The following is a 21,190-nucleotide window of genomic DNA, read 5'->3' on the forward strand; positions in this document are numbered from 1 at the left end:
GAATTCGATGGGTCAGACCCGTTAAGACGCCGTTTTTTAAACGCACTTGCGCATGCTCTTTTTAAAATTAGCACTCTTTCTACTTTTCTGCTAAAAAGTTGCGTAAATCCCTTGACTTCTTTTACAGGGGTGGTATATTTAAACATGTAGTTAGCACTCATACGTATGAAGTGCTAAAGAAGGTGGTTAGATGCTGACCAAAAGACAGCTCTTGATTTTGAAAGAAATTATTCGTCTTTTCGCAGACACTGGCCAACCCATTGGTTCCAAAACCTTGATGAAGGCACTTCCGATCCATGTTAGTTCGGCAACAATTCGAAATGATATGGCCGTTTTGGAAGAGGAGGGTTACATCGAAAAGATGCACTCTTCGTCCGGACGGATTCCTTCTATGAAGGGATATCGGTTCTACCTCGATCATCTGGTGGAACCAACCGCCGCTACTCCTCGGGATTATGAAGTGATTCAGAAATCCTTCCAGCAGCACTATCACAAACTCGATGAAATTGTTGACCAATCGGCCAAAATTTTGTCGGATTTAACCAGCTATACGGCGATTACACTGGGACCTGAAGTCAAAGATACAACGTTGACGGGGTTCCGGTTAGTGCCACTTGGCGATTACCGTGTGATGGCGATTCTGGTTACCAGTGCCGGTACCGTTGAATCACAAGTGTTTAGTATTCCGCAAAGCCTAACGAGCGAGGAACTGGAAAAGGCGATCCGGATTGTGAATGATAATCTGGTGGGCCTGCCGCTGACGGAAGTGGCCAGTCGTTTGAAAGACGGCGTGCCGCAAGTCCTGATGCAATATATGACCTCACCAAGTGGCTTCCTTGATATTTTCGAGGATGTGTTAAAACAGGCCGCCCAGGAACATTATTATGTGGGCGGACGTTTAAATCTGCTGAATTACCTAGCAGACAAGAAGGATGAAGATATCGACCAGCTGAAATCGGTCTATGAAATGATCGATCAGTCGGATTCGTTGGCAAACCTGCTGAATGTTTCGACGCAGGATCAGTTGCCGAATTCATCCATTCGGGTCCGGTTAGGTGATGAAATGAGCGATTCGCTCAAGAATTTCAGTTTGATCACAGCCAATTATGATCTGGGTGAACATGGGCAAGGCATGGTGGCTCTGTTGGGGCCGACCAGCATGCCGTATTCACGAATGATTGGTTTGTTAGACGTTTTCCGAGAGGAACTTGCGAAACGGTTAACGGATTATTATTTCCATTATCCGAATCATTAACCTAAAGGAGGGGTGACATTGGCCACAGAAAAAGACAATGCATCCACGGATGCAAAGGCACAAGTTGAAAAGTTGAATCGTGAAAATCTGCACGAGCTGAGTCAGGATGAAAACGAAGCCGCTGCAGATGAACAAGATTTACAAAAAAAGCTGGATGACACGGAAGATCAGTACTTGCGTGCCGCCGCTGAAATTAAGAATATGAATGCGCGTTTCAAGCGTGAGCAAGAGCAAACTGCTAAGTACAGCGGTCAAAAGTTAGCCACAGCCATTTTACCGGTTGCAGATAACTTGGAACGGGCCTTACAGACCGAACCGACCGATGACAGCAGCAAGCAATTGCACAAAGGGGTTGAAATGATCTATCAACATTTAGTCCAAGCATTAAAGGACAACAATGTGACAGCAATCGATGCCGCCGGTGTTAAATTTGATCCGAAAATCCACCAAGCCGTTCAAACGGTACCAGCGGATAAAGATCATCCGGCTGACACGGTCACTCAGATTCTGCAAAAGGGCTATCAGCTCAAGGATCGGGTCATTCGCCCAGCGATGGTAACTGTCGCACAGTAAACGACGTGCTGCGTTACTGATCTGAACAGCAGATAAATTTTGTGTGTTGTTCAGATCAGTAACGCTGGTCACATCAAGTTACGAAATTTAAAAATATTGACTAAAAAAGAAGGTTGAATCTATGAGTAAAGTTATTGGGATTGATTTAGGGACTACAAACTCAGCTGTCGCTGTTCTTGAAGGCGGCGAGCCAAAGATCATCACAAATCCAGATGGCGGTCGGACCACTCCTTCCGTTGTCGCATTCAAAGATGGTGAAATTCAAGTCGGTGATGTTGCAAAGCGTCAGGCAATTACTAACCCTGACACCGTTTCATCCATCAAGCGTCATATGGGTGAAGAGGGTTACACCGTTAAAGTCGGTGATAAGACTTACACACCACAACAGATTTCAGCGATGATTTTACAGTACATCAAGAAATTCTCTGAAGATTATTTAGGCGAACCCGTGACAGATGCTGTCATCACTGTTCCAGCTTACTTCAACGATGCACAACGTCAGGCAACTAAAGATGCCGGCAAGATTGCTGGTTTGGATGTCAAGCGGATTATCAACGAACCAACGGCTTCCGCTTTAGCTTATGGCTTGGACAAAGCAGCTGATTCTGATGAAAAGATTTTAGTTTATGACCTTGGCGGTGGGACATTCGATGTTTCCATCCTTCAATTAGGCGATGGCGTCTTCCAAGTACTCTCCACAAACGGGGATACTCATCTTGGCGGCGATGATTTCGACCAAGCAATCATGAACTGGTTAATCGAAGGCTTCAAGAAGGATAACGGCATTGACTTATCCAAGGATAAGGTTGCTTTGCAACGCTTAAAGGATGCTGCTGAAAAGGCGAAGAAGGACTTATCAAGTGCGACGAGCACCCAAATTTCCTTGCCATTTATTTCAGCCGGCAAAGATGGACCATTGCATTTGGATGTGACCTTAACACGGGCCGAATTCAACAAATTAACATCTGACTTAGTTGAACGCACTAAGATTCCAGTTGACAAAGCGTTAGCAGATGCTAAATTACAAGCTTCTGACATTGATAATGTCATCTTAAATGGTGGTTCGACACGTATTCCTGCTGTTCAGGAAGCTGTCAAGAACTGGATGGGTCAAGATCCAAATCATTCCATCAACCCTGATGAAGCCGTTGCCGATGGTGCTGCCATCCAAGGCGGGGTTATTTCCGGTGATGTGAAGGATGTTGTCTTACTCGATGTTACCCCATTGAGCCTTGGGATTGAAACCATGGGCGGCGTCTTCACAAAGCTGATCGACCGCAACACAACAATTCCAACCAGCAAGTCACAGGTCTTCTCGACTGCTGCTGATAACCAGCCAGCCGTTGATATCCATGTCTTGCAAGGTGAACGTCCAATGGCCGCCGATGATAAGACATTAGGTCGTTTCCAATTAACAGACATTCCAGCTGCACCACGTGGCATCCCTCAGATTGAAGTTAAATTCGATATTGATAAGAACGGGATTGTTAACGTCTCGGCCACTGATCTTGGGACTAAGAAAGCCCAGAAGATCACAATCAAGAGTTCGTCAGGTCTTTCCGATGAAGAAATTGACCAAATGATGCAAGAAGCTCAGGAAAACGCCGATGCTGATAAGAAGCGCAAAGATGAAGCCGATTTGAAGAACGATGTTGACCAAGCCATCTTTACAGCTGATAAGACATTGAAGGAAATGAAAGGTAAAGTTTCCGATGATGATCTGAAGAAGGCACAAGATGCCGAAGAAGCTTTGAAGAAGGCGCAGCAAGAAAATAACTTGGACGATATGAAGGCCAAGAAAGATGCTTTGAATGATCAGATTCAAACTTTGAGTGTTCAAATGTATCAAGATGCTGCTAAGCAGCAACAGGCACAGCAAGACAACGGCCAAGCAGCAGATTCGTCAGCAAGCGGCGATACAAAGTCGAGTGATGATGGCAGTACCGTTGATGGCGACTTCAAAGACGTCAGTGACGACGACAAGAAGTAATCTGTGTCATTAAAAAAGCCAAGGCCCGGTTTGACTGGACTTTGGCTTTTTGTTTGAAATACGTTATGATAGGTACAAATGAAGATTGTGATGGAGGGCTGTCATGGCTGAGGAAACAGATTATTATAAAATTCTCGGTGTCGAAAAAGATGCCTCACAGGATGACATCACCAAGGCGTATCGGAAGATGTCCAAAAAGTATCATCCGGATATCAACCATGAACCTGGTGCTGAGGAAAAATTTAAAAAGATCAATGAAGCTTATGAAACATTAAATGACCCCCAGAAACGGGCGGCTTATGACCAATATGGTTCAGCCGGCCCACAGGGAGCTGGTGGTTTCGGTGGTTATGGACAACAAGGTCAAGGATTTAGCGGACAAGACTTTGGCGGTTTTGGCGGCGGTGCCGGCGGCTTTGACGATATCTTTAGCCAATTCTTTGGTGGTGCTGCTGGTGGTCAGCAGCAAACGGCCAATGCACCTCGACAGGGCTCTGACCTCCAGTATCGGATGGATTTGAGCTTTGAAGAAGGGGTCTTCGGAAAATCAACGACGATTTCCTATAACCGTGAAGAAACTTGTCCAACTTGTGATGGGAGCGGCGCCAAGCCTGGTACCTCACCGGTTACTTGTCAGAAGTGCGGCGGCTCCGGTTATATCGAAGTCACTCGCAATACCCCATTAGGCCAGATGCGTTCGCGTCAGGTCTGTGATGTTTGTCATGGGACTGGTAAAGAAATCAAGGAAAAGTGCCCAACTTGTCACGGTAGCGGCCATGTTCAGAAGCAGCATCGTGTTGAAGTGAAGGTACCAGCCGGTGTTGAAGACGGTCAGCAGATGCGTCTGCAGGGCCAAGGCGAAGCCGGAACGAATGGCGGTCCTTATGGGGATTTGTTCATCATCTTCCGGGTCGCACCCAGCAAGGAATTTGAACGTGATGGTGCCGAAATTTATTTGAAGGTGCCGATCAGCTTTGTTCAAGCAACTTTAGGCGATGAGATCGAAGTCAATACGGTTCATGGACCGGTTAAGATGAAGATTCCAGCCGGCACACAGACCAATACGACTTTCCGCTTGCGTGGAAAGGGTGCACCACGTCTGCGTGGTAACGGGAATGGCGATGAAAAAGTGACCGTCAATGTTGTCACACCAAAGAAATTGAACGGCAAACAAAAAGATGCTTTGAAGGCCTTTGCGATGGCCAGCGGCAGCGATGTCGCCCCGCAAAAAGGTAAGAGCAATTTCTTCGAAAAGCTCAAAAAAGCCATTAACGGTGATGATAATTAGTATTTTTCGTTGAAAACTGTTTTAAAAGAGACTATGGGAAACTTTGGTTTTCTCACGGTCTCTTTTTGGTATAATAGACACAATAGATTTTTGTCAGAAAGAAAGTAGGTTAAACGATGGATCACGAACAAATGAAAGAGCGCCAAAAACACATTCGCAATTTTTCAATTGTGGCCCATATCGATCATGGTAAGTCGACACTGGCCGATCGCATCTTGGAAATGACCGATACGATCCCAGAACGGGAAATGAAAAATCAGGTCCTCGATAACATGGACCTCGAACGGGAACGTGGGATCACAATCAAATTAAATGCGGTCGAATTGAATTATCAAGCCGATGATGGAGAAACGTATATCTTTCATTTGATCGATACGCCCGGACATGTCGATTTTTCGTATGAAGTTTCACGCTCTCTCGCCGCTTGTGAGGGTGCATTGCTGGTGGTCGATGCGACACAAGGCGTACAGGCACAAACGCTCGCTAACGTCGATTTAGCGATCGATGACGACCTTGAAATTATTCCAGTCATCAATAAAATCGATCTGCCGTCTGCCGATGTTGATCGGGTCAAAGAGGAAATCGAAGAAATGATTGGTTTGGATGCTTCTGACGCTGCTTTAGCCAGTGCTAAAACCGGTTTAGGTGTCCATGACATTCTCGAAAAGATCGTGCATGAGATTCCGGCACCAACTGGGGATCTGGATGCGCCGTTAAAAGCATTAATTTTTGACTCTGTTTACGATAATTATCGGGGCGTCGTCTTGAACGTGCGTGTCAAAGAGGGCACAATCAAGGTTGGCGACAAGATTCAGATGATGAGCAATAACAAGCAGTATGAAGTGACTGAAGTCGGGGTCATGTCACCGAATGCCGTTCAGCGGGATGAGCTGGAGGCTGGTGATGTTGGTTATGTGGCTGCTTCGATTAAAAATATTGAAGAAACACGTGTCGGGGATACCGTCACCTCTGCCATTCATCCGGCTAAAGAACCATTGAAGGGCTATCGCAAAATCAATCCAATGGTTTATTCGGGGATGTATCCAGTTGATAACGCTAAGTTCAACGACCTTCGGGAAGCCTTAGAGAAGCTCAAGCTGAACGATGCGGCCCTTGAATTTACGCCTGAAACTTCAAAAGCGCTGGGCTTCGGTTTTCGAGTCGGCTTTTTGGGATTGCTGCACATGGATGTCGTTCAGGAACGGCTCGAACGGGATTATGACCTTGAGCTGATTATGACGGCGCCGAGTGTCGATTATCATGTCGAATTGACCGATGGCACTGAAAAAGTGATTCAGAATCCATCCGAAATGCCGGATATGTCAACCGTCAAAGAAATTCAGGAACCCTACGTCAAAGCCCAAATTATGGTGCCGAACGATTATGTCGGTGCCGTGATGGAGCTGGCTCAGGCCAAACGGGGCGAGTTCGATACGATGGAATACCTCGACAAATACCGGGTCAATATCGTTTACGAAATGCCATTGTCGGAAATTATCTTTGATTTCTTCGACGATTTAAAATCACGGACCAAAGGTTATGCCTCGCTCGACTACGAAATCGATGGCTACCGGACGAGTGATCTGGTCAAGATGGATATTCTCCTAAATGGGGATCCAGTCGATGCCCTCAGTTTTATTGTGCATCGTGACTTTGCGTACCAACGGGGCAAAGATGTCGTCAACCAGCTTAAGAAGACGATTCCCCGCCAGCAGTTTGAAATCCCAATTCAAGCAACGATTGGCAACAAAATTGTCGCTCGTGCGACCGTTAAAGCCTATCGGAAGAATGTGCTTGCCAAGTGTTATGGGGGGGATATTACCCGGAAACGGAAGCTGCTTGAAAAGCAAAAAGCTGGTAAGAAACGGATGAAGGCCGTTGGGAGTGTCGAAGTCCCGCAGGAAGCCTTCATGGCCATTTTGAACATGAATAGTGAAGACAGAACCGGTAAATAGAGAGAACTACAGAAGGTGGATTTTACCTTCGTAGTAGTTCCTCCGCAAGGGCAGCTAGGTATTGACGTCGTTTAGAAAACACGTCAATACCAGATGCCTACTGTGATGCTTAGCTTTCATTTCACAAACTTTTTACCCATTTGTCTACATTTTGAAGCTCACTGATTAGATGAATTTTGCTATTTGTCTACGGTGGGCTTTTTTGTTTTGCCGACGTAGCCTCATTTTTTTGTTATTTTATTTTGAATTGCTTCTATTATTCAATAGCTGGCCTTAGTTTTTGGGTGTGGCCAGTTTATATGAAAACCATCAGTAGGATGATTGACTTCATACACGATTCGTGTTTAAATGACAATATAAAAGAGGCAGGATGTATGCAACACACCCTACCTCCAGCACAAGCTCAGTGCGAATATGCCGACTAACCTTTGTGGTTAGTCTTTTTTAGTGCCACGTAAATGCGTGCAAAATTAATTGCCGCTCGTGACAGGATATACACGCAAATTGCGAAATTGATCGCGTTTTGCATGGGCCTATTCGCTTTCTACCTAGATTGTGCACCGCCATCACCCCTTTGCTCATTATGGGTGTGAATATGGGGTTGCACGTTGCCTGTGAGATTGGTTAACGGTGATCAAGCCGTTCCAATCCAATTGCAGTATATCGAAGTAAGCTAGAATAATCTATACATAATGAGGCGTCCAGTAAGGGGCGCTTTTTTGACACATCAATAAACTATTTGCTAATAGATACAATAATGCCGGATCTGATTGAATTTTTACAGAGGTGAACAGAACGGTATCAACAGGGCATTTCGATTAGAAGCCATCATGGCCACTTTGAACATAAATAGTGAAGACAGAAGCAGTAAATAGATATTTCTAGCTTTCATTGCACAAACTTTTTGTCGATGGAAATTTTTGCGTCGACAAAGGGACAGGACATTTCGGACACACCCTGTCCCAGTAATCCTTGTGGTTAGTTTTCCTTGATTGTTTCTTTTAATTCTTGTTTGTAGTTCTCTAATGCTTTTTCCAAATTATTTTTTGTAATAATCATGCTATCTGGCACTTTTTTCATATCATCAGAGAGATTTTTCAAGTCGAGGTCTTTGTACAATCTTAAACACCGCACAAATTTATCGAACCGAAATTCGCTGTCTTCAAAACTTTCCATATTGTCTTCGTAGCTTTTTTCAGAAATATCACTGGCAATAAAAGAAGCAACCATGGCCGAGATTGAAGTGCTTAAACTATTAAATTGATCAACTACTTTTTTGGCGATTTCAATCGTTTGAGATTGATTTTTATAAGCAGCACCCTCTGTAATTTTAATTTTATTCAGGCGATCAATCTTATGAATAACAACGCCGATGTTTTCTTTTGATTTGATGATGTCTTGCTGATGTTCGTGTTGTGCCTGCCGATTGATTTCCATCTTTGCAATTCGATAGGCAACATAGCCGCCAATCAGCGCTCCCAGTGCATTTGCGACAATATTCCAAATAACATCCATTTTTCCCGACTCCTTTATGTAACTCAAATCAATGTAAGTGCTTACTTCTTTATTTTAATCCGAAAAACGCCGCTTTAAAATAGGCAAAATAAAAATGGAACTGCACTGAGTTCCATTCATTAAACTAACGTCGTGTCACTGTACCGTCTGGATAGACATAGTAGTCGAGCTCGATGCGGCCGTCATCGGGATTGGTGTAAGAACCACGCACCCAATAAGCGTCGTTATTGTCACCGCCAAGCATATCAGAGGAATCATCACTCATGAAGCCCCAAGTAACGGGTTTACCATTGTAAGTGTCGCCGATTTTGCTTTTGACGAGATCGGCAGCTTGCTGGCCACTTGTGACTGTGCTGTCAGTCTGTGCCGCAGACGAAGACTGTGCGGCTTGAGAGGATGCCTGAGCGGCTGAACTGGAGCTACTAGCGGCTGCTGCTTGTGCGGCGGCCGCAGAAGAGGCTGATTGGCTCGCTGCAAGCGCCTGTGAGGAACTGGCCGCTGCTGCAGAACTGCTTTGTGCGGCAGCTTGGCTGGCTGCCGAGCGACTTTCAGCAGCTGCTTTCTTCTTGCTGGCGGCTTTAGCACGTGATTCGGATTGCCGCTTTTGTTTGGCGATTCGTTCAGAGTGTGATTTGGATGAAGAACTGTCTTTCTTGGTGGTCGTTGTATGATTGCCACAGGCGGTTAGCGTCAGTACGGCAAGAACCGCCACGCCGAGTGTCATTCGTTTTTTCATTTTGTATCCTCCAAAATAGTTTTTTAACACGAACTTTATTTTAGCGGATCGGATGTACCAGTTAAAATGTGGACCACTGTCATCCTGACATTAAAAAAGCCGTGCCTGAAGCACAGCCGATTATCTTAATATTTGACGGATTGAATCTGACAATGAAGTAGATGTTTGATGATAAATTTTGTGATAGAGGACTTTCTAGCGTTTGGCCCGACGATAGCCGGCCGCTTGAGCGTCCGTTTCAGTATCGAAAAAGACGGCATTAGGCGATTTACAGGCACTGGTGTAGCTCTTTTGAGTGCTGTCATGATAGATATGGGTGTTCTGATTGCCGACAATTTGAGCAACGGGAACGGTCGCTTCAGGTTCGAATAAATCGGCAGCGGTGTCCGGGACAGCTGGGGCGCTCGTCGTTTCTTGAGTTGGTGCAGAGACGGTAGCGGCGACTTGGGTCATCAGCGGGACCTGCCGTTCGTAGGTCGGGGCCGGCAGCCGTTTTGGCTCAGGTGCCTTAGGTTCCGGCCAATAATCGGAGACGACATGACGGTCGAGCCAGCGGGTCAAACCTTTAAAGCCGACAAAGGCAAGGGTGGTGCCCAGCAAAATTCGGGTGAGCCATTTAAAAAAACGTTTCATCGTTTAGAAAACCTTCTTTATGGATTGATTTCAATTTAATGATAACAAATTCTGCGGATAGTTACGAATTATTTGCGAAAAAGAAAGCGATAAAAATTGCTATTTAGCGGGCAACCTGTTATGATGACTTAGATGTATTTATTATGACGTAAACCTATCTTGTCTTTGTTTCATGAACGATGCAAATAGAGTTTGAAATGGTGAATGCAAAATTTATATTTACTCATGGAGGTTTTCGAACATGGAACAAGGTACAGTTAAATGGTTTAATCCGGACAAGGGTTATGGTTTTATCACTCGTGAAGATGGCAGCGATGTATTCGTACATTTCTCAGCTATCCAAGGCGACGGCTTCAAGACTTTAGACGAAGGTCAAAAAGTTACATTTGATGTCGAAGAAGGTAACCGTGGCTTACAAGCTACTAACGTTACTAAGGACTAATTTAATCCTTGAAGAAAGGCGCTCATGCGAGCGTCTTTTTTTTATATAAAAAAGGCCGTGATGGAATCCATCGCGGTCTTTTAAAATTCAAATCTATTTGGTGAAGGTGTAGCTTTCGCTTCCGCCGTTCGTCAAGGTTAATTGATTGCCGTCCAAAATCAGCTTGTAGGATGTGCTGGTTCCATCACTGTTCTGGAAGCTCATGTTGTAAGTATTGCCACCGTGACTAGAGATCGAATAGGTCCCTGTTGTGGTCTTGTCGCCAGTGTTCAAGGTAAATTTATTCGCATTTGTGAATGAAACGGACTGATTGCTGCTGTTGGACCAGTCGCCGACAAAGGCTGTATCAGATGTCCGCTGTGTGGTTTGACTGCTGGAATCAGTAGCAGTCGTCGAGCTGCTGGCTGCTTGCGAAGAAGCATCAGAAGCGGCTGACGAACTCGATTGATTCGTGGCAGAACTGTTTGAAGTACTGCTATTACTGCTTTGCGAAGTACTATCGTTCGAAGAAGCGGCCTCAGATTCGGAGCTTGCGGAACTGCTCTTCTTGGAAGCGGCTTTCTTTGAACTCTTCTTCGCTTTTGAAACCTTGCTTGAACGGGCTTGGCTTGATTCGCTGCTCTTGGAACTGGTTTGAGCACCGCCGCAAGCTGAAAGTAATAATAGTGCGGTCACACCAAGACCTAAAGCAAAATTCTTTGTTTTCATGATGACAACTCCTCCTAACCATCTTTCTACTATTTTAACATAAAAAGATTGATTGCGACGGAGCGACTCAAACCCTTAACGCTTTTTTAAGCTTGAATACCAACGGCGTATTTACGCAGGTTATAACTGTTTTCAAACTTTTCACTGCTGATCCAGTAGGTCGTTCCATTGCTAGGGTCAACGATATGATACCCTTCCTCAGGAGCGTAGCCATCGAGCAAGACAGTATGAAAATTAACAATACCGATTCCCCAGTCGTAACGCCGGAATTCAGGCCAGTTGAATTTCAAGGGCGCCCAAATAATAATCGGCGTTGCCTTCACGAGCGCAGCCTGCAATTGCAGCGGTGTTTTGCCGCTAAGATTGACGACATCATCAGTGTAGCGGCGGAGCCATTCAACCAGCGGCTTGGGCAGAATCGTTGCACAAGCATCTGGAGTTTCTGCAAAAAGATTCCCGCTGAAACCATGATGTGGGTCATGGTCAGCGGCAATGGGCATCGTAGTAATGAATTGATCGAGCGTTGTGTTTAACAAAATCCCTTGGTAATGGAGTGCAGCCAGTGCACAGGCGGCTTCATAGCCATCGGTCAGTTTATAGGCGCGTTGGTCGATCGGTGTCACGCCAAGTGTTTTAGTAAGCAATTGAATTCCTTCTATCGGCGTATTTTTAATAAGTCTAGTTTAGCCAAAAAAGTCCGGAAGTACAAAGAAAAACACTTCTCCCCAAAGGTGTTTGCAGCCGTGTATACTAGAATTGAGAAGGTGTGGAAATGGCAAAACAATATGTGTTTGATATTGAAAGTTTAAAGCATGATGATTTGGTCACCTTTATGACACTCGATCGGCAGCAAATTGCGATTTATCATAAAGGACAAGCACAACTGCCGGCGGGTGATTATCAATTATTGCCAGATGCACAGGCACTAAATGATTTCGTCAAGGATGCCGTTTTAATCAGTTTTAACGGCCATCAGTACGATGACTATGTTCTTGCACCCATGCTGGCCGATGCGACGCCAGAGGACGTGCGAGCCGTCTCTGATAAGATTATTCACAGCCATGGACAGACGTTCCGGCTGCATCTGCCCCGCATCGCCAATATCGACCTTGATACCCATGCCGACGACCACCGCTGGTCATTGAAGTCGCTTGAAAGCCAGATGGGGTTGAACATCGAAGAAACGGCCATCGATTTTAATCGTGAAGCGCCACTAACGGCGGACGAATTGGCCGCTGAGGTGCATTATAATATCAACGACGTTAAGGCGACCGCCGCCGTGTATGCAATGCGGCGGCCCAACTATTTCGATGCGAATGCCGCCTTGATCAAAGCATTTAAGCTGCCCCGAACGGCCTATAACTGGGGGCAGGGTGCTTTAGTCCGCAATGTTTTAGTGCCGGCGAAAGAACCTGCAATTCCAAAGTGGCCGGCCTATGAAACACATTATTGCGGCGAACAGATGCTGAATCGGCTGCCAGAAATAGTTCGCACAGCCTACCAGGCCTATTTTAATGGCGCTGCTTTTCCCAAAGTGATTCCAGTCGAATTAGGCCGTTGCGAACTCGATTTCAGTTTAGGCGGTTTGCATGGGGTGACCGCTCGATCGCAATATCAAGATGTGCAGCGAGTTGATATTCAGTCGATGTACCCGACGCTGATTATTCAAACGAATGCGCTCGGTGATGCGGCGACACAACGATATGCGGCCATTTACAAACAACGGCTGCAGCTGAAGGCGACTAATCCGAACGATCCGCTCAATACGGCCTTGAAACTCGTTTTGAATCGGACCAGCGGCTTGATGGATGCGCGTTTCGAACAAAAAGTGGCCAACCCATTGGGAATGCGTTCGCTGCGAATCATTGGCCAAGCAGTTACCTATGAATTGGCCGCCGAGCTATATCATGCTGGGTATCAGCTGCTCAACGTCAATACAGATGGTTTGTATTTTACGGGCGCCGGCAATGGCACCGCCCAATTATTGATTGCGAATTGGGAACAGCGTTATCACTTTACAACGGCACAGCAGCATTATCAGCGCCTAATCCAAAAGGACGTCAATAACTATTTCACACTGGACGATGACCAGCAGATTGCGGTTCACGGCGGCGATGTGGGTCGTTATTTCGGCTTCAATTATGAACGAGCCAGCCAGCTGCCGGCTATTATCGACCGAGCCATTGTGGACCACTTATTGTTCGACCAGCCGCTTGAAACCATTCTGAGTGAACGGCGGTCCGAACTGTTCTGGTTTGCCTTTAATGTCAAGGTTGCTAAAAATTATCAGTTTTTGACTGATGCAGATGGGACACACTACCAGAAAGTTGACCGGCTGTTTGCTGTGACAGACGGCAAATTATATCGGCAGGAAAATACGGACGGCAAGTCGGCCAAAATCCGGTCGCTGCCGGAAAGTGCGGCCATCGAGAATGCCAATTTGGAATCGGTTGCTCCGAATACTTTGGCCCTTGATTTACCGACATATCAAGCTTTAATCACGAAGCACCTGAAGGGGTGGCAGAAAAATTAAAGTAGATTGCGAACATACGTTTGCATTTTCTTAAAAAGCGTGTATACTAAGAGTCATAGAAGTCATCTAGACTCCTCAATTTCCCGATTTTTCGCCGTCAGATCGAACCAGTCTGATGGCGTTTTTGATACCCCAAAAGGGCCGCCCTCACAATTTGTGAAGGCGGCCCTTTTCGTTGGCCTTTTTTATAAAGCTTTTAAAATCGCTTGCGGCTGGGTAACCATTAGATAATGATTCGTCTTGGGAACGGTAATCAATTGGGCCCCTTCACCGGCAAGGTGCCAGGCCGACTGAACGGCGGCATTGTCGATCGTCTGTTCGAATTCGGAACGAATCAAGGTCGTGTGCTCCGGAAGGGCATAATGATGCCGCTGCAGATCGTTATAGACATGCAAATAAACGGCATCGAGCACGTGGTTGCTGTATTGTTCGTCCTGGCGGCGATAGTCATGGTACATGGCGATATAGAGGGCCTGCTGGCTGACTTCGTCGAAAGTCACACCACTGGCCCGCATGCCGCTGATTTGGGTCAGAATCGCCGCTGAGAGCAGATTGACGGTGTCAAACTGCGGCAAAGGAATCTCGGTGAGCGGATCTGGCAACAGGCGTGGATCGTGGTAGCCGCCGTCTAAGAATAGATAGTGGTCGGGTGTGATTTGTTTCTGAATGCTTTCGACAATCCAAGCGGCGATTCCGCTAGCGACGATCGTATACTGCTTGACTTGTAAAGCTTTGATCCAGTTGATGATGTCTTTTCCAAAACTAGCCACCGTTTGGGGGCCACGTGCGGCTGAATGACCATGGTAGCGAAAATCCATGGCAAAACAATTGGCGGTGGTGCAATTTCGCATCACTTGTGCATAAACCGTTTTATTGATCGCAAGGTCATGCAGAAAAAGAATGTTCTGGGTACTCTCATTATCTTTGGCGAGATAGCTCATTAAAAAATCTTGCGATAAAAAACTTTGTTCCGTAATCATTGCAACTGTCCTTCCCGTGTCCAACAATTTGTTGTACGCTTATCCTAATACGAGTTTAACATAAAGTATTTGATTAGAAAGATTAAAATTAAAGTAAGAAACGAGGAAAATAAAATGGAACGGATTCGAATCGAAGCGGTTCAGGGACCACGAGCTTCTTATTTAGATGATTTATTAGTCGGCGATGCTGATGTCCAGCAGATCGGTCATTATTTGAATCAGGGGGAACTCGATGTGGTCTACGTCGGAAACGAAAAGGTTGGGGTCGCCCAGCTGATTCCGATTGATGACAAAACAATCGAGTTAAAAAACATCGGAATTCATGCTAAATGGCAGCGGCGTGGGATTGGCGGCCAAGTGGTGCGTTATCTGATGCACCAATCGGCGGCCCATTATCAGACCATGCTGGTCGGAACAGCTAACAGCAGCATTGGCAATATTATTTTTTATCAGCGGCTCGGGTTTCGGATGTATGCCGTCAAACGGGGCTTTTTTGACCAGTACAGCGAACCGATTTATGAAAATGATATTCAGGCTCATGATATGCTGCTGTTTACGCAGAACCTGGCCGGCCGTTAACGGAGAAAGTTTGCTTGACCTGCAGGGTTCGATGACCCTAAAATGAAAGCAGAAAATCAGAGGATGTGAGTAAAATGTATGAAGCAGATTCACAGCGTTATCAGAAATTACCCATCCGGCGTGTTGGCGACACTGGGTTACAATTACCGGCTATTTCGTTAGGGTTATGGCATCATTTTACTGATACGGATCCGTATACGGACCGGCGGCAGTTGATTGACACGGCGTTTGATGAAGGTGTCTTCAGTTTTGACTGTGCCAATCATTATGGCAATCCATTCGGTTCGGCCGAACGGCTGCTTGGCCGGGTATTGGCGACCGATTTGAAACCGTATCGGCAAGAATTGGTGATCACGACGAAGGTCGGCTATGAAATCTTCCCAGGTCCATACGGGGTGATGGGGTCCCGCAAGTCGATCTTGCAGGGCATCGATGCCAGTTTAAAGCGGCTCAAGACCGATTATGTCGATATCTATTATATGCACCGGCTCGATCCGGACACGTCGCTCGAAGAAACGGCGGCCGCATTAGATCAAGTGGTCCGTGAAGGCAAGGCCCTTTATATCGGGGTCTCAAACTTCGAAACAGCTCAGGCAAAAGAAATGATTCGGCTGTTCAAGAAGCTTGGCACGCCGTTTGTTGTTGACCAAATGTCTTATAACATGATGAACCGCAACGTCGAAACAAGCGGTTTGATGTCGTTGCTGGAAGAAAACCATAAGGGAATCGTGGCTTACGGGCCGTTAGCAGAAGGCTTGCTGAGCGATCGGTACTTAAACGGCATTCCAGATACTTATCAGCCGCATCCGACCAACCAGGAGATTTTTAAGAATGGCAAGGGTGTTGTTGAAAAGAAACTGCAGCAACTAAATCAGATTGCCCAGCAGCGGGGGCAGAGCTTGTCGCAAATGGCTTTAGCTTGGCTGCTGCGGAACGAAGCTGTGGCGAGTGTCATTATCGGCACGACCAGCATTGCCCATCTCAAGGATGATTTGGAAGCGGGCAACAACCTTGAGTTCAGTGTCGATGAACTGACCCAGATTGATCATATTTTAAGTCTGACCAAATAGTGTGATTGGAGGACTGACAGCCGGTTCTCCTTTTTGATGGCTTCAATTCGCAAAACAGGAGGTTCACAAGCAGATGGAAAAAGAACAGTTAGCTGCCTATCAGGCACAAACCAAAAGTGTCACAGGGCGCTATTTTTATGCGGAAGTAAAAGCACAGCTGGATCATCATATGCCGGCTGGCAAACGGGTACTCGATTTTGGCAGCGGCTTAGGGATTACAGCTGATGTCTTGGCGTCTGATTTGGCGGTTACGGCGTATGAACCCGATGCTGATTTACGGGCCCACGCCGTCCATCAACACGATTACCAAACAATTGGCGGCGACTGGGCGGCCTTCAAACAATGGCTGACAGCACAAGCACCCTTCGACTTGATTTTATGTCACAACGTGCTTGAATACGTGCCGAATCCGTCCGAAGTAGCTGCCTTTTTAGGGACACACCTTGCCGATGGCGGCCGGTTATCGATTATCAAACAGAATCGGGCTGGTCGGGTTCTCAATGCGGCAATCGGGCAAGATGACGTCGATCAGGCACAAGCTGTTTTAGACGGTTCGCTAGCAGATTCGCCGTTCTTCGGCACGATTCATTATTATTCGAACGCCGATTTGCAGGTGTGGTTGCTGGGGACGAATACGAAACGGCTGGCGAAGCTCGGAATTCGCAATTTCTATGGGTTCCATGAACAGCCCTATACGGATGAAGCGCTGCAATTGGAGCTGGCGGTCTGCACAGAACCGGCCTATCGGGCGGTCGCTTATTATAATCACATCATTGTCGGTAAATAATTCTAAGAGGGAAGGCGACCTATTTAGGGAGCCCGAACTTTTTTTATTTATTCTTAAAAATAACATTTCGCATCGTTGAAACTCTTTTTAAACATGCTATAATATATTTAAAATAACAAATAGCTGTTTGGGGAGGCGACCATTGAATGAAATGGAATGGCAAAGTGGCTTCAATGCTCGCAACAACTGTGGCAGCCTTGTTTTTCATGGGAAAGACACCACAGAACACACAAGCCGCAAACAATAATGATAAGAAAATCATCGATGTATCTGAATGGCAGTACGATATCGACTGGGCCAAAGTAGCACCGCAAATCAATTTAGCAATTTTGCGGACCCAATATGGTTCGGAAGACAATAGCGATTATAAGTTAGATGATCGCTATGCTGAAAATGTGGCTGGGGCCAAGGCCAATAAAGTACCGTTCGGGAGTTATATGTTTTCAGAATTTGCGAGTGTTCAGGACGCCAAGAATGCGGCCGATAGTTTCTACAAACATGCTGATAAAGCCAGTAAATTTTATGTGCTCGATGATGAAAAACGAGCCGGCAGCGATCCAGAACAGGATTATATCAATGCTTGGGTTCAGGAAATGCGGACATTGACCAAGAAGAAACTGGTTTTATACACCTATACCAGTTATCAACAGGAAAACAATCTCGATGCATCGCAATTTGACGGCAAATGGATTGCAAATTACCAAAGCAATCCAGGCACCGATACCGCTGATTTATGGCAGTATAGTTCCGACGGCCATTTAGACGGGATCGATCAGGCGAAGGTTGACGTCAACCTGGCGAATAATAATACCGTTCGTGGTTGGTATTCCACCAAGAAAAGTTAACTAATTTTGTAAAAAATGGGAACGGGCAACCGTTCCTTTTTGATTTCCACCGTTTGCAGTCGAAAAGATATGGTAGAATATAGAAAACAGGCGGTCGTTGTTTTAGTGCGATCTTAGAAAAGCGGGTTTTCTAGATGATTTTTTTACTGATCTTAATGATTATTGTATTGCTGATTATTGACGGGCTGCAGCGGCGGCGCATTAAAACGCTGCGGGCATGTGTGCCGGTCAACGAGCAGCAATTGATCACAGATGCAACAGCTTTACTGACGACGATGGATGCTTCGACAGCCATCAAGCAGCTGCGGATGGATAATCCGGCTTTGGATTTAGTTCAGGCCCAGCGCATCGTCAAAAAAGCTCAGCAGGCTTAGTAGTAAGGAATGAGAAAATGACAAAACGAAAAGCACAGCAACAGGCGCTGTCACTGGCAACTTTTGTGATTGCGCTGGGCATTGTGCTCTATTTAGTAGCGCATTTATTTACAGCACCAGTTGGGGGCCAATTCTTGTTTATTCTTGGATTCATTGGTTTGGCCGACGGCGTTTATCTTTTTGTCTGGCAGCGCACGCAGCGAGCCATCAAAGTGCGCTATTATGCGCAGGCACTGAAATTGTCGCCGCAACAATTGGCGGACATGGGCGATACGCAGGCAGCGCAAAGTGCCTGGCGTGATATCAATGCCAAACTGCTGCCGCAATTAGAACAAATGGCGCAGAAAAAGAAGGTCGCTCCTTTTCAATGGGAACAATCATAAAATCAATATTAAAATTTAAATCAGCGGCGTTTCCCAGCAATGGAAGCGCCGTTTTGTTATTTTCTGACAGAAAGAACGCAGTCAATCCAATTGTATGCGCTTTAACGGAGACAAGGCGGCCGGATGGGAAAGGCAATGTGCTATAATACCAATAATGTTCAATTTTTTGGGGCAGGACAGCACTCGCTGCTGTCATATAAAAGCGCGCTTGTTTGGAGCGAACGCTAGGAGGAACTTCCTTTGAAACGAAGAAATTTATCGATGTTATCCGATCTCTATGAATTAACCATGGGGAATGGTTACTTGCAGGCAACCCCAGATCTGACTGGGTATTTTGATGTCTATTTCCGTAAGGTGCCTGATGATGGCGGGCTGGTCATTTTTGCCGGTCTGCAGCAGGTCATCGATTATGTGAACGATCTCCATTTTGACGATGAAGATCTTGCTTATCTGAAGAGTTTGGGTATTTTTAAAGATGAATTTTTAGCTTATTTAAAAGACTTTAAATTTAGCTGCGACATCTGGTCGATGCCGGAAGGAATGCCTGTCTATGCCAATGAACCGTTGATGACGGTACGGGGACCGTTAATCCAGGCCCAATTATTGGAAACGATGATTTTGAACACGGTCAATCATCAATCCTTGATTGCGACTAAGGCCCGCCGGATTACTCATGCAGCTGGTGACAAGCCGGTCATGGAATTTGGGGCGCGTCGTGCGCAGGGTCCGGATGCGGCCAATTACGGGGCGCGTGCTTCTGTCATTGGCGGCGCACAATCGACGTCCAATGTGATGGCTGGCCAGATGTTCGATATTCCAGTGGCTGGAACCATGGCCCATAGCTGGATCGAAACTTTCCCGACTGAATATGATGCTTTCCATACTTGGGCCGAATTATATCCGCATAACTGCGCCTTATTAGTCGATACGTATGATGTGCTCCATTCTGGTGTGCCGAATGCGATTGAAGTCTTCAAGGAATTGAAGGGTCAGGGTATCGAAGACCATATCGGCATCCGAATCGATTCCGGCGATATCACTTATTTGACGAAGAAGGCCCGTAAGATGCTTGACGATGCTGGCTTTCCAAATGCAACAATCACGATTTCGAATGCTTTGGATGAATGGGTCATTAAGACCGTTTTATCGGATGGCGCTCAGGTCGATGCTTTTGGAGTCGGCGAAAAGCTGATTACAGCCAAATCAGATGCTGTTTTGAGCGGTGTTTACAAGTTAGTGGCCACTGAAAAAGATGGGCAAATTACGCCGAAGATTAAGATTAGTGACAGTGTTGCTAAGACAACTGTCCCTGGGTTCAAGAACGTTTATCGGTTGTATAACGACGACGGCATGGCCTTTGCCGATCTGCTGACGCTGCATGATGAAAAGCTGCCGACTGAACAGCCGCTGCACGTCATGAATGCGAATCCGGAGAAAACGCATCGGCAGGCGACTGTCGACAACTACACGGCGGAAGATATTCGTCCGCAGATTTTCAAGAATGGGAAGCAGGTTTACCATTCACCATCTGTCCTTGAGATTCAAAAGTTCTCGAAGGAACAATTAGCCCGGCAGTGGGACGAAGTGAAACGCGTTACAAATCCTGACGTTTATAACGTTGATTGGTCGCCGCGTTTGGCGGAAGTTTCGGCCCGTTTGCTGGCGGAACGGTCTAAATAAGCGTCGAGACCTCTTTGCCATTTATTGCAGTGAAAGATGCTACACTGAATGGGAAAGAGGGGGCTTTAGAATGGATAATAATGTCAAAGGCAAAGTCGTTGTGATTACAGGTGCCACCAGTGGGATCGGTGAAGCCACTGCCCGTCTGCTAGCTCAGAACGGGGCCAAACTCTCTTTGGCTGCCCGGACTGAGGCACGTGTCAATGCATTGGTCAACGAACTTAAAGGCAAAGGGGCCGAAGTTATCGGCCAGGCCGTTGATGTTCAGCAGTACGACCAAGTCAAAACGTTAATTGAGAATACGCTCGATACGTATGGCCGCGTTGATGTTCTGTATAATAATGCCGGTGTGATGCCGATAGCACCATTACGGGACGGCAAACTTTCTGATTGGAACCAAATGATCGATACGAACTTGAAGGGTGTCTTGTATGGCATCAAGGAAGTGCTGCCGATCATGGAAAAGCAGAAGAGCGGTCAGATTATCGCGACTGATTCGGTGGCCGGCCATGTCGTTTCACCGAATTACGCTGTTTATAATGCAACTAAATTTGCCGTTCGGGCGTTGATGGAAGGCGTGCGTCAGGAAGAAAGTGCCGACCACAATATTCGGGCGACGATCGTCTCGCCAGGGGCGGTTGAAACGAATATTGCTGCTGCCACTTCTGACCAGCAGCTGAAAGCCCAAGTGACTAAGAACATTGAGGATTATGGGATGGATGCCGGCGCCGTTGCTCAGGCCGTTTTATATGCGATCGCTCAGCCGGAAGATATCAGTGTCAATGAAGTCTTGATTCGGCCGACCGCACAACACTAACGATTGTAAATGAAAAGCATTCGGAAATTTTCCGAATGCTTTTTTGC

The 21,190-nt window shown here is 46.3% G+C and carries 21 protein-coding genes; 15 read left to right on the forward strand and 6 right to left on the reverse strand.

Annotation, left to right across the window (positions count from 1 at the left end; translation table 11 throughout):
• The first annotated feature begins 190 nt into the window (after positions 1–190).
• From hrcA to lepA, 5 genes are all read left to right on the forward strand, one after another.
• Positions 191–1,255 carry a heat-inducible transcriptional repressor HrcA gene (gene hrcA / locus IV40_RS00935; protein ID WP_057768489.1) on the forward strand — a complete coding sequence of 355 codons (1,065 nt, stop codon included), beginning with the start codon at positions 191–193 and terminating at the stop codon, positions 1,253–1,255.
• An 18-nt stretch (positions 1,256–1,273) separates the two neighbouring features.
• On the forward strand, positions 1,274–1,828 hold the full coding sequence (grpE, locus tag IV40_RS00940) for a nucleotide exchange factor GrpE (protein WP_057768490.1): 555 nt from the start codon (positions 1,274–1,276) through the stop codon (positions 1,826–1,828).
• Positions 1,829–1,949: 121 nt separating this feature from the next.
• The gene (gene dnaK, locus IV40_RS00945; protein ID WP_057768491.1) at positions 1,950–3,818 is read left to right on the forward strand and encodes a molecular chaperone DnaK; all 1,869 of its coding nucleotides are present in this window, start codon (positions 1,950–1,952) and stop codon (positions 3,816–3,818) included.
• A gap of 103 nt (positions 3,819–3,921) precedes the next feature.
• Positions 3,922–5,106: a molecular chaperone DnaJ gene (gene dnaJ, locus IV40_RS00950; protein ID WP_057768492.1), complete on the forward strand. Its 1,185-nt coding sequence runs from the start codon at positions 3,922–3,924 to the stop codon at positions 5,104–5,106.
• Between the two features lie 116 nt (positions 5,107–5,222).
• Entirely contained in the window at positions 5,223–7,061 is a 1,839-nt protein-coding gene (gene lepA, locus IV40_RS00955) for a translation elongation factor 4 (protein ID WP_057768493.1), read from the forward strand.
• 978 nt (positions 7,062–8,039) lie between these two features.
• On the opposite strand, the gene IV40_RS00960 is transcribed toward lepA, so the two are convergent.
• The 3 genes from IV40_RS00960 to IV40_RS00970 all read right to left on the reverse strand — a co-directional run bounded on the left by IV40_RS00960 (position 8,040) and on the right by IV40_RS00970 (position 9,945).
• Entirely contained in the window at positions 8,040–8,576 is a 537-nt protein-coding gene (locus IV40_RS00960) for a hypothetical protein (RefSeq protein ID WP_057768494.1), read from the reverse strand.
• 124 nt (positions 8,577–8,700) lie between these two features.
• A complete protein-coding gene (locus tag IV40_RS00965) occupies positions 8,701–9,312 on the reverse strand; it encodes a hypothetical protein (RefSeq protein WP_057768495.1) in 612 nt (203 codons plus the stop codon).
• 195 nt (positions 9,313–9,507) lie between these two features.
• Positions 9,508–9,945: a sunset domain-containing protein gene (locus tag IV40_RS00970; protein WP_057768496.1), complete on the reverse strand. Its 438-nt coding sequence runs from the start codon at positions 9,943–9,945 to the stop codon at positions 9,508–9,510.
• Between the two features lie 241 nt (positions 9,946–10,186).
• On the opposite strand from IV40_RS00970, the gene IV40_RS00975 reads away from it, so the two are divergent.
• On the forward strand, positions 10,187–10,387 hold the full coding sequence (locus IV40_RS00975) for a cold-shock protein (RefSeq protein ID WP_057768497.1): 201 nt from the start codon (positions 10,187–10,189) through the stop codon (positions 10,385–10,387).
• Between the two features lie 93 nt (positions 10,388–10,480).
• Here IV40_RS00975 and IV40_RS00980 read toward each other — a convergent pair whose 3' ends face one another.
• Positions 10,481–11,095, reverse strand: coding sequence for a hypothetical protein (locus tag IV40_RS00980; protein ID WP_057768498.1), 615 nt, complete (start codon positions 11,093–11,095; stop codon positions 10,481–10,483).
• 86 nt (positions 11,096–11,181) lie between these two features.
• A complete protein-coding gene (locus IV40_RS00985; RefSeq protein WP_057768499.1) occupies positions 11,182–11,739 on the reverse strand; it encodes a C39 family peptidase in 558 nt (185 codons plus the stop codon).
• A 128-nt stretch (positions 11,740–11,867) separates the two neighbouring features.
• Between IV40_RS00985 and IV40_RS00990 the strand changes: the two genes are divergently transcribed.
• Positions 11,868–13,628, forward strand: coding sequence for a hypothetical protein (locus tag IV40_RS00990; protein WP_057768500.1), 1,761 nt, complete (start codon positions 11,868–11,870; stop codon positions 13,626–13,628).
• A gap of 185 nt (positions 13,629–13,813) precedes the next feature.
• Here IV40_RS00990 and IV40_RS00995 read toward each other — a convergent pair whose 3' ends face one another.
• Positions 13,814–14,608 (reverse strand): alpha/beta fold hydrolase, encoded by a 795-nt coding sequence (locus IV40_RS00995; RefSeq protein WP_057768501.1) that lies wholly within the window; start codon positions 14,606–14,608, stop codon positions 13,814–13,816.
• Positions 14,609–14,722: 114 nt separating this feature from the next.
• Here IV40_RS00995 and IV40_RS01000 point away from each other — a divergent pair, with 114 nt between their 5' ends.
• From IV40_RS01000 to IV40_RS01035, 8 genes are all read left to right on the forward strand, one after another.
• A complete protein-coding gene (locus tag IV40_RS01000; RefSeq protein WP_057768502.1) occupies positions 14,723–15,187 on the forward strand; it encodes a GNAT family N-acetyltransferase in 465 nt (154 codons plus the stop codon).
• Between the two features lie 74 nt (positions 15,188–15,261).
• Complete coding sequence (locus IV40_RS01005) at positions 15,262–16,257, forward strand: aldo/keto reductase (RefSeq protein ID WP_057768503.1); 996 nt, start codon at positions 15,262–15,264, stop codon at positions 16,255–16,257.
• Positions 16,258–16,330: 73 nt separating this feature from the next.
• On the forward strand, positions 16,331–17,044 hold the full coding sequence (locus IV40_RS01010) for a class I SAM-dependent methyltransferase (RefSeq protein WP_057768504.1): 714 nt from the start codon (positions 16,331–16,333) through the stop codon (positions 17,042–17,044).
• Between the two features lie 146 nt (positions 17,045–17,190).
• Positions 17,191–17,889, forward strand: a complete 699-nt coding sequence (locus IV40_RS01015; RefSeq protein ID WP_057768505.1) for a GH25 family lysozyme — start codon at positions 17,191–17,193, stop codon at positions 17,887–17,889.
• A 134-nt stretch (positions 17,890–18,023) separates the two neighbouring features.
• On the forward strand, positions 18,024–18,263 hold the full coding sequence (locus IV40_RS01020) for a hypothetical protein (RefSeq protein WP_057768506.1): 240 nt from the start codon (positions 18,024–18,026) through the stop codon (positions 18,261–18,263).
• Between the two features lie 17 nt (positions 18,264–18,280).
• Positions 18,281–18,646: a hypothetical protein gene (locus IV40_RS01025; RefSeq protein WP_057768507.1), complete on the forward strand. Its 366-nt coding sequence runs from the start codon at positions 18,281–18,283 to the stop codon at positions 18,644–18,646.
• Positions 18,647–18,886: 240 nt separating this feature from the next.
• Complete coding sequence (locus tag IV40_RS01030; protein ID WP_269082184.1) at positions 18,887–20,326, forward strand: nicotinate phosphoribosyltransferase; 1,440 nt, start codon at positions 18,887–18,889, stop codon at positions 20,324–20,326.
• 70 nt (positions 20,327–20,396) lie between these two features.
• Positions 20,397–21,143 (forward strand): SDR family oxidoreductase, encoded by a 747-nt coding sequence (locus IV40_RS01035; protein WP_057768509.1) that lies wholly within the window; start codon positions 20,397–20,399, stop codon positions 21,141–21,143.
• Positions 21,144–21,190 lie beyond the last annotated feature (47 nt).

The sequence above is a fragment of the Lactobacillus selangorensis genome, from assembly GCF_001437205.1.
Classification (GTDB): domain Bacteria; phylum Bacillota; class Bacilli; order Lactobacillales; family Lactobacillaceae; genus Paralactobacillus; species Paralactobacillus selangorensis.

Bases quoted from the DNA above. Each gene is read 5' to 3' on its own strand.
- hrcA (WP_057768489.1), top strand. From the start codon at position 191: ATGCTGACCAAAAGACAGCTCTTGATTTTGAAAGAAATTATTCGTCTT.
- dnaK (WP_057768491.1), top strand. From the start codon at position 1,950: ATGAGTAAAGTTATTGGGATTGATTTAGGGACTACAAACTCAGCTGTC.
- dnaJ (WP_057768492.1), top strand. From the start codon at position 3,922: ATGGCTGAGGAAACAGATTATTATAAAATTCTCGGTGTCGAAAAAGAT.
- lepA (WP_057768493.1), top strand. From the start codon at position 5,223: ATGGATCACGAACAAATGAAAGAGCGCCAAAAACACATTCGCAATTTT.
- IV40_RS00960 (WP_057768494.1), bottom strand. From the start codon at position 8,576: ATGGATGTTATTTGGAATATTGTCGCAAATGCACTGGGAGCGCTGATT.
- IV40_RS00965 (WP_057768495.1), bottom strand. From the start codon at position 9,312: ATGAAAAAACGAATGACACTCGGCGTGGCGGTTCTTGCCGTACTGACG.
- IV40_RS00970 (WP_057768496.1), bottom strand. From the start codon at position 9,945: ATGAAACGTTTTTTTAAATGGCTCACCCGAATTTTGCTGGGCACCACC.
- IV40_RS00975 (WP_057768497.1), top strand. From the start codon at position 10,187: ATGGAACAAGGTACAGTTAAATGGTTTAATCCGGACAAGGGTTATGGT.
- IV40_RS00980 (WP_057768498.1), bottom strand. From the start codon at position 11,095: ATGAAAACAAAGAATTTTGCTTTAGGTCTTGGTGTGACCGCACTATTA.
- IV40_RS00990 (WP_057768500.1), top strand. From the start codon at position 11,868: ATGGCAAAACAATATGTGTTTGATATTGAAAGTTTAAAGCATGATGAT.
- IV40_RS00995 (WP_057768501.1), bottom strand. From the start codon at position 14,608: ATGATTACGGAACAAAGTTTTTTATCGCAAGATTTTTTAATGAGCTAT.
- IV40_RS01000 (WP_057768502.1), top strand. From the start codon at position 14,723: ATGGAACGGATTCGAATCGAAGCGGTTCAGGGACCACGAGCTTCTTAT.
- IV40_RS01005 (WP_057768503.1), top strand. From the start codon at position 15,262: ATGTATGAAGCAGATTCACAGCGTTATCAGAAATTACCCATCCGGCGT.
- IV40_RS01010 (WP_057768504.1), top strand. From the start codon at position 16,331: ATGGAAAAAGAACAGTTAGCTGCCTATCAGGCACAAACCAAAAGTGTC.
- IV40_RS01015 (WP_057768505.1), top strand. From the start codon at position 17,191: ATGAAATGGAATGGCAAAGTGGCTTCAATGCTCGCAACAACTGTGGCA.
- IV40_RS01020 (WP_057768506.1), top strand. From the start codon at position 18,024: ATGATTTTTTTACTGATCTTAATGATTATTGTATTGCTGATTATTGAC.
- IV40_RS01025 (WP_057768507.1), top strand. From the start codon at position 18,281: ATGACAAAACGAAAAGCACAGCAACAGGCGCTGTCACTGGCAACTTTT.
- IV40_RS01035 (WP_057768509.1), top strand. From the start codon at position 20,397: ATGGATAATAATGTCAAAGGCAAAGTCGTTGTGATTACAGGTGCCACC.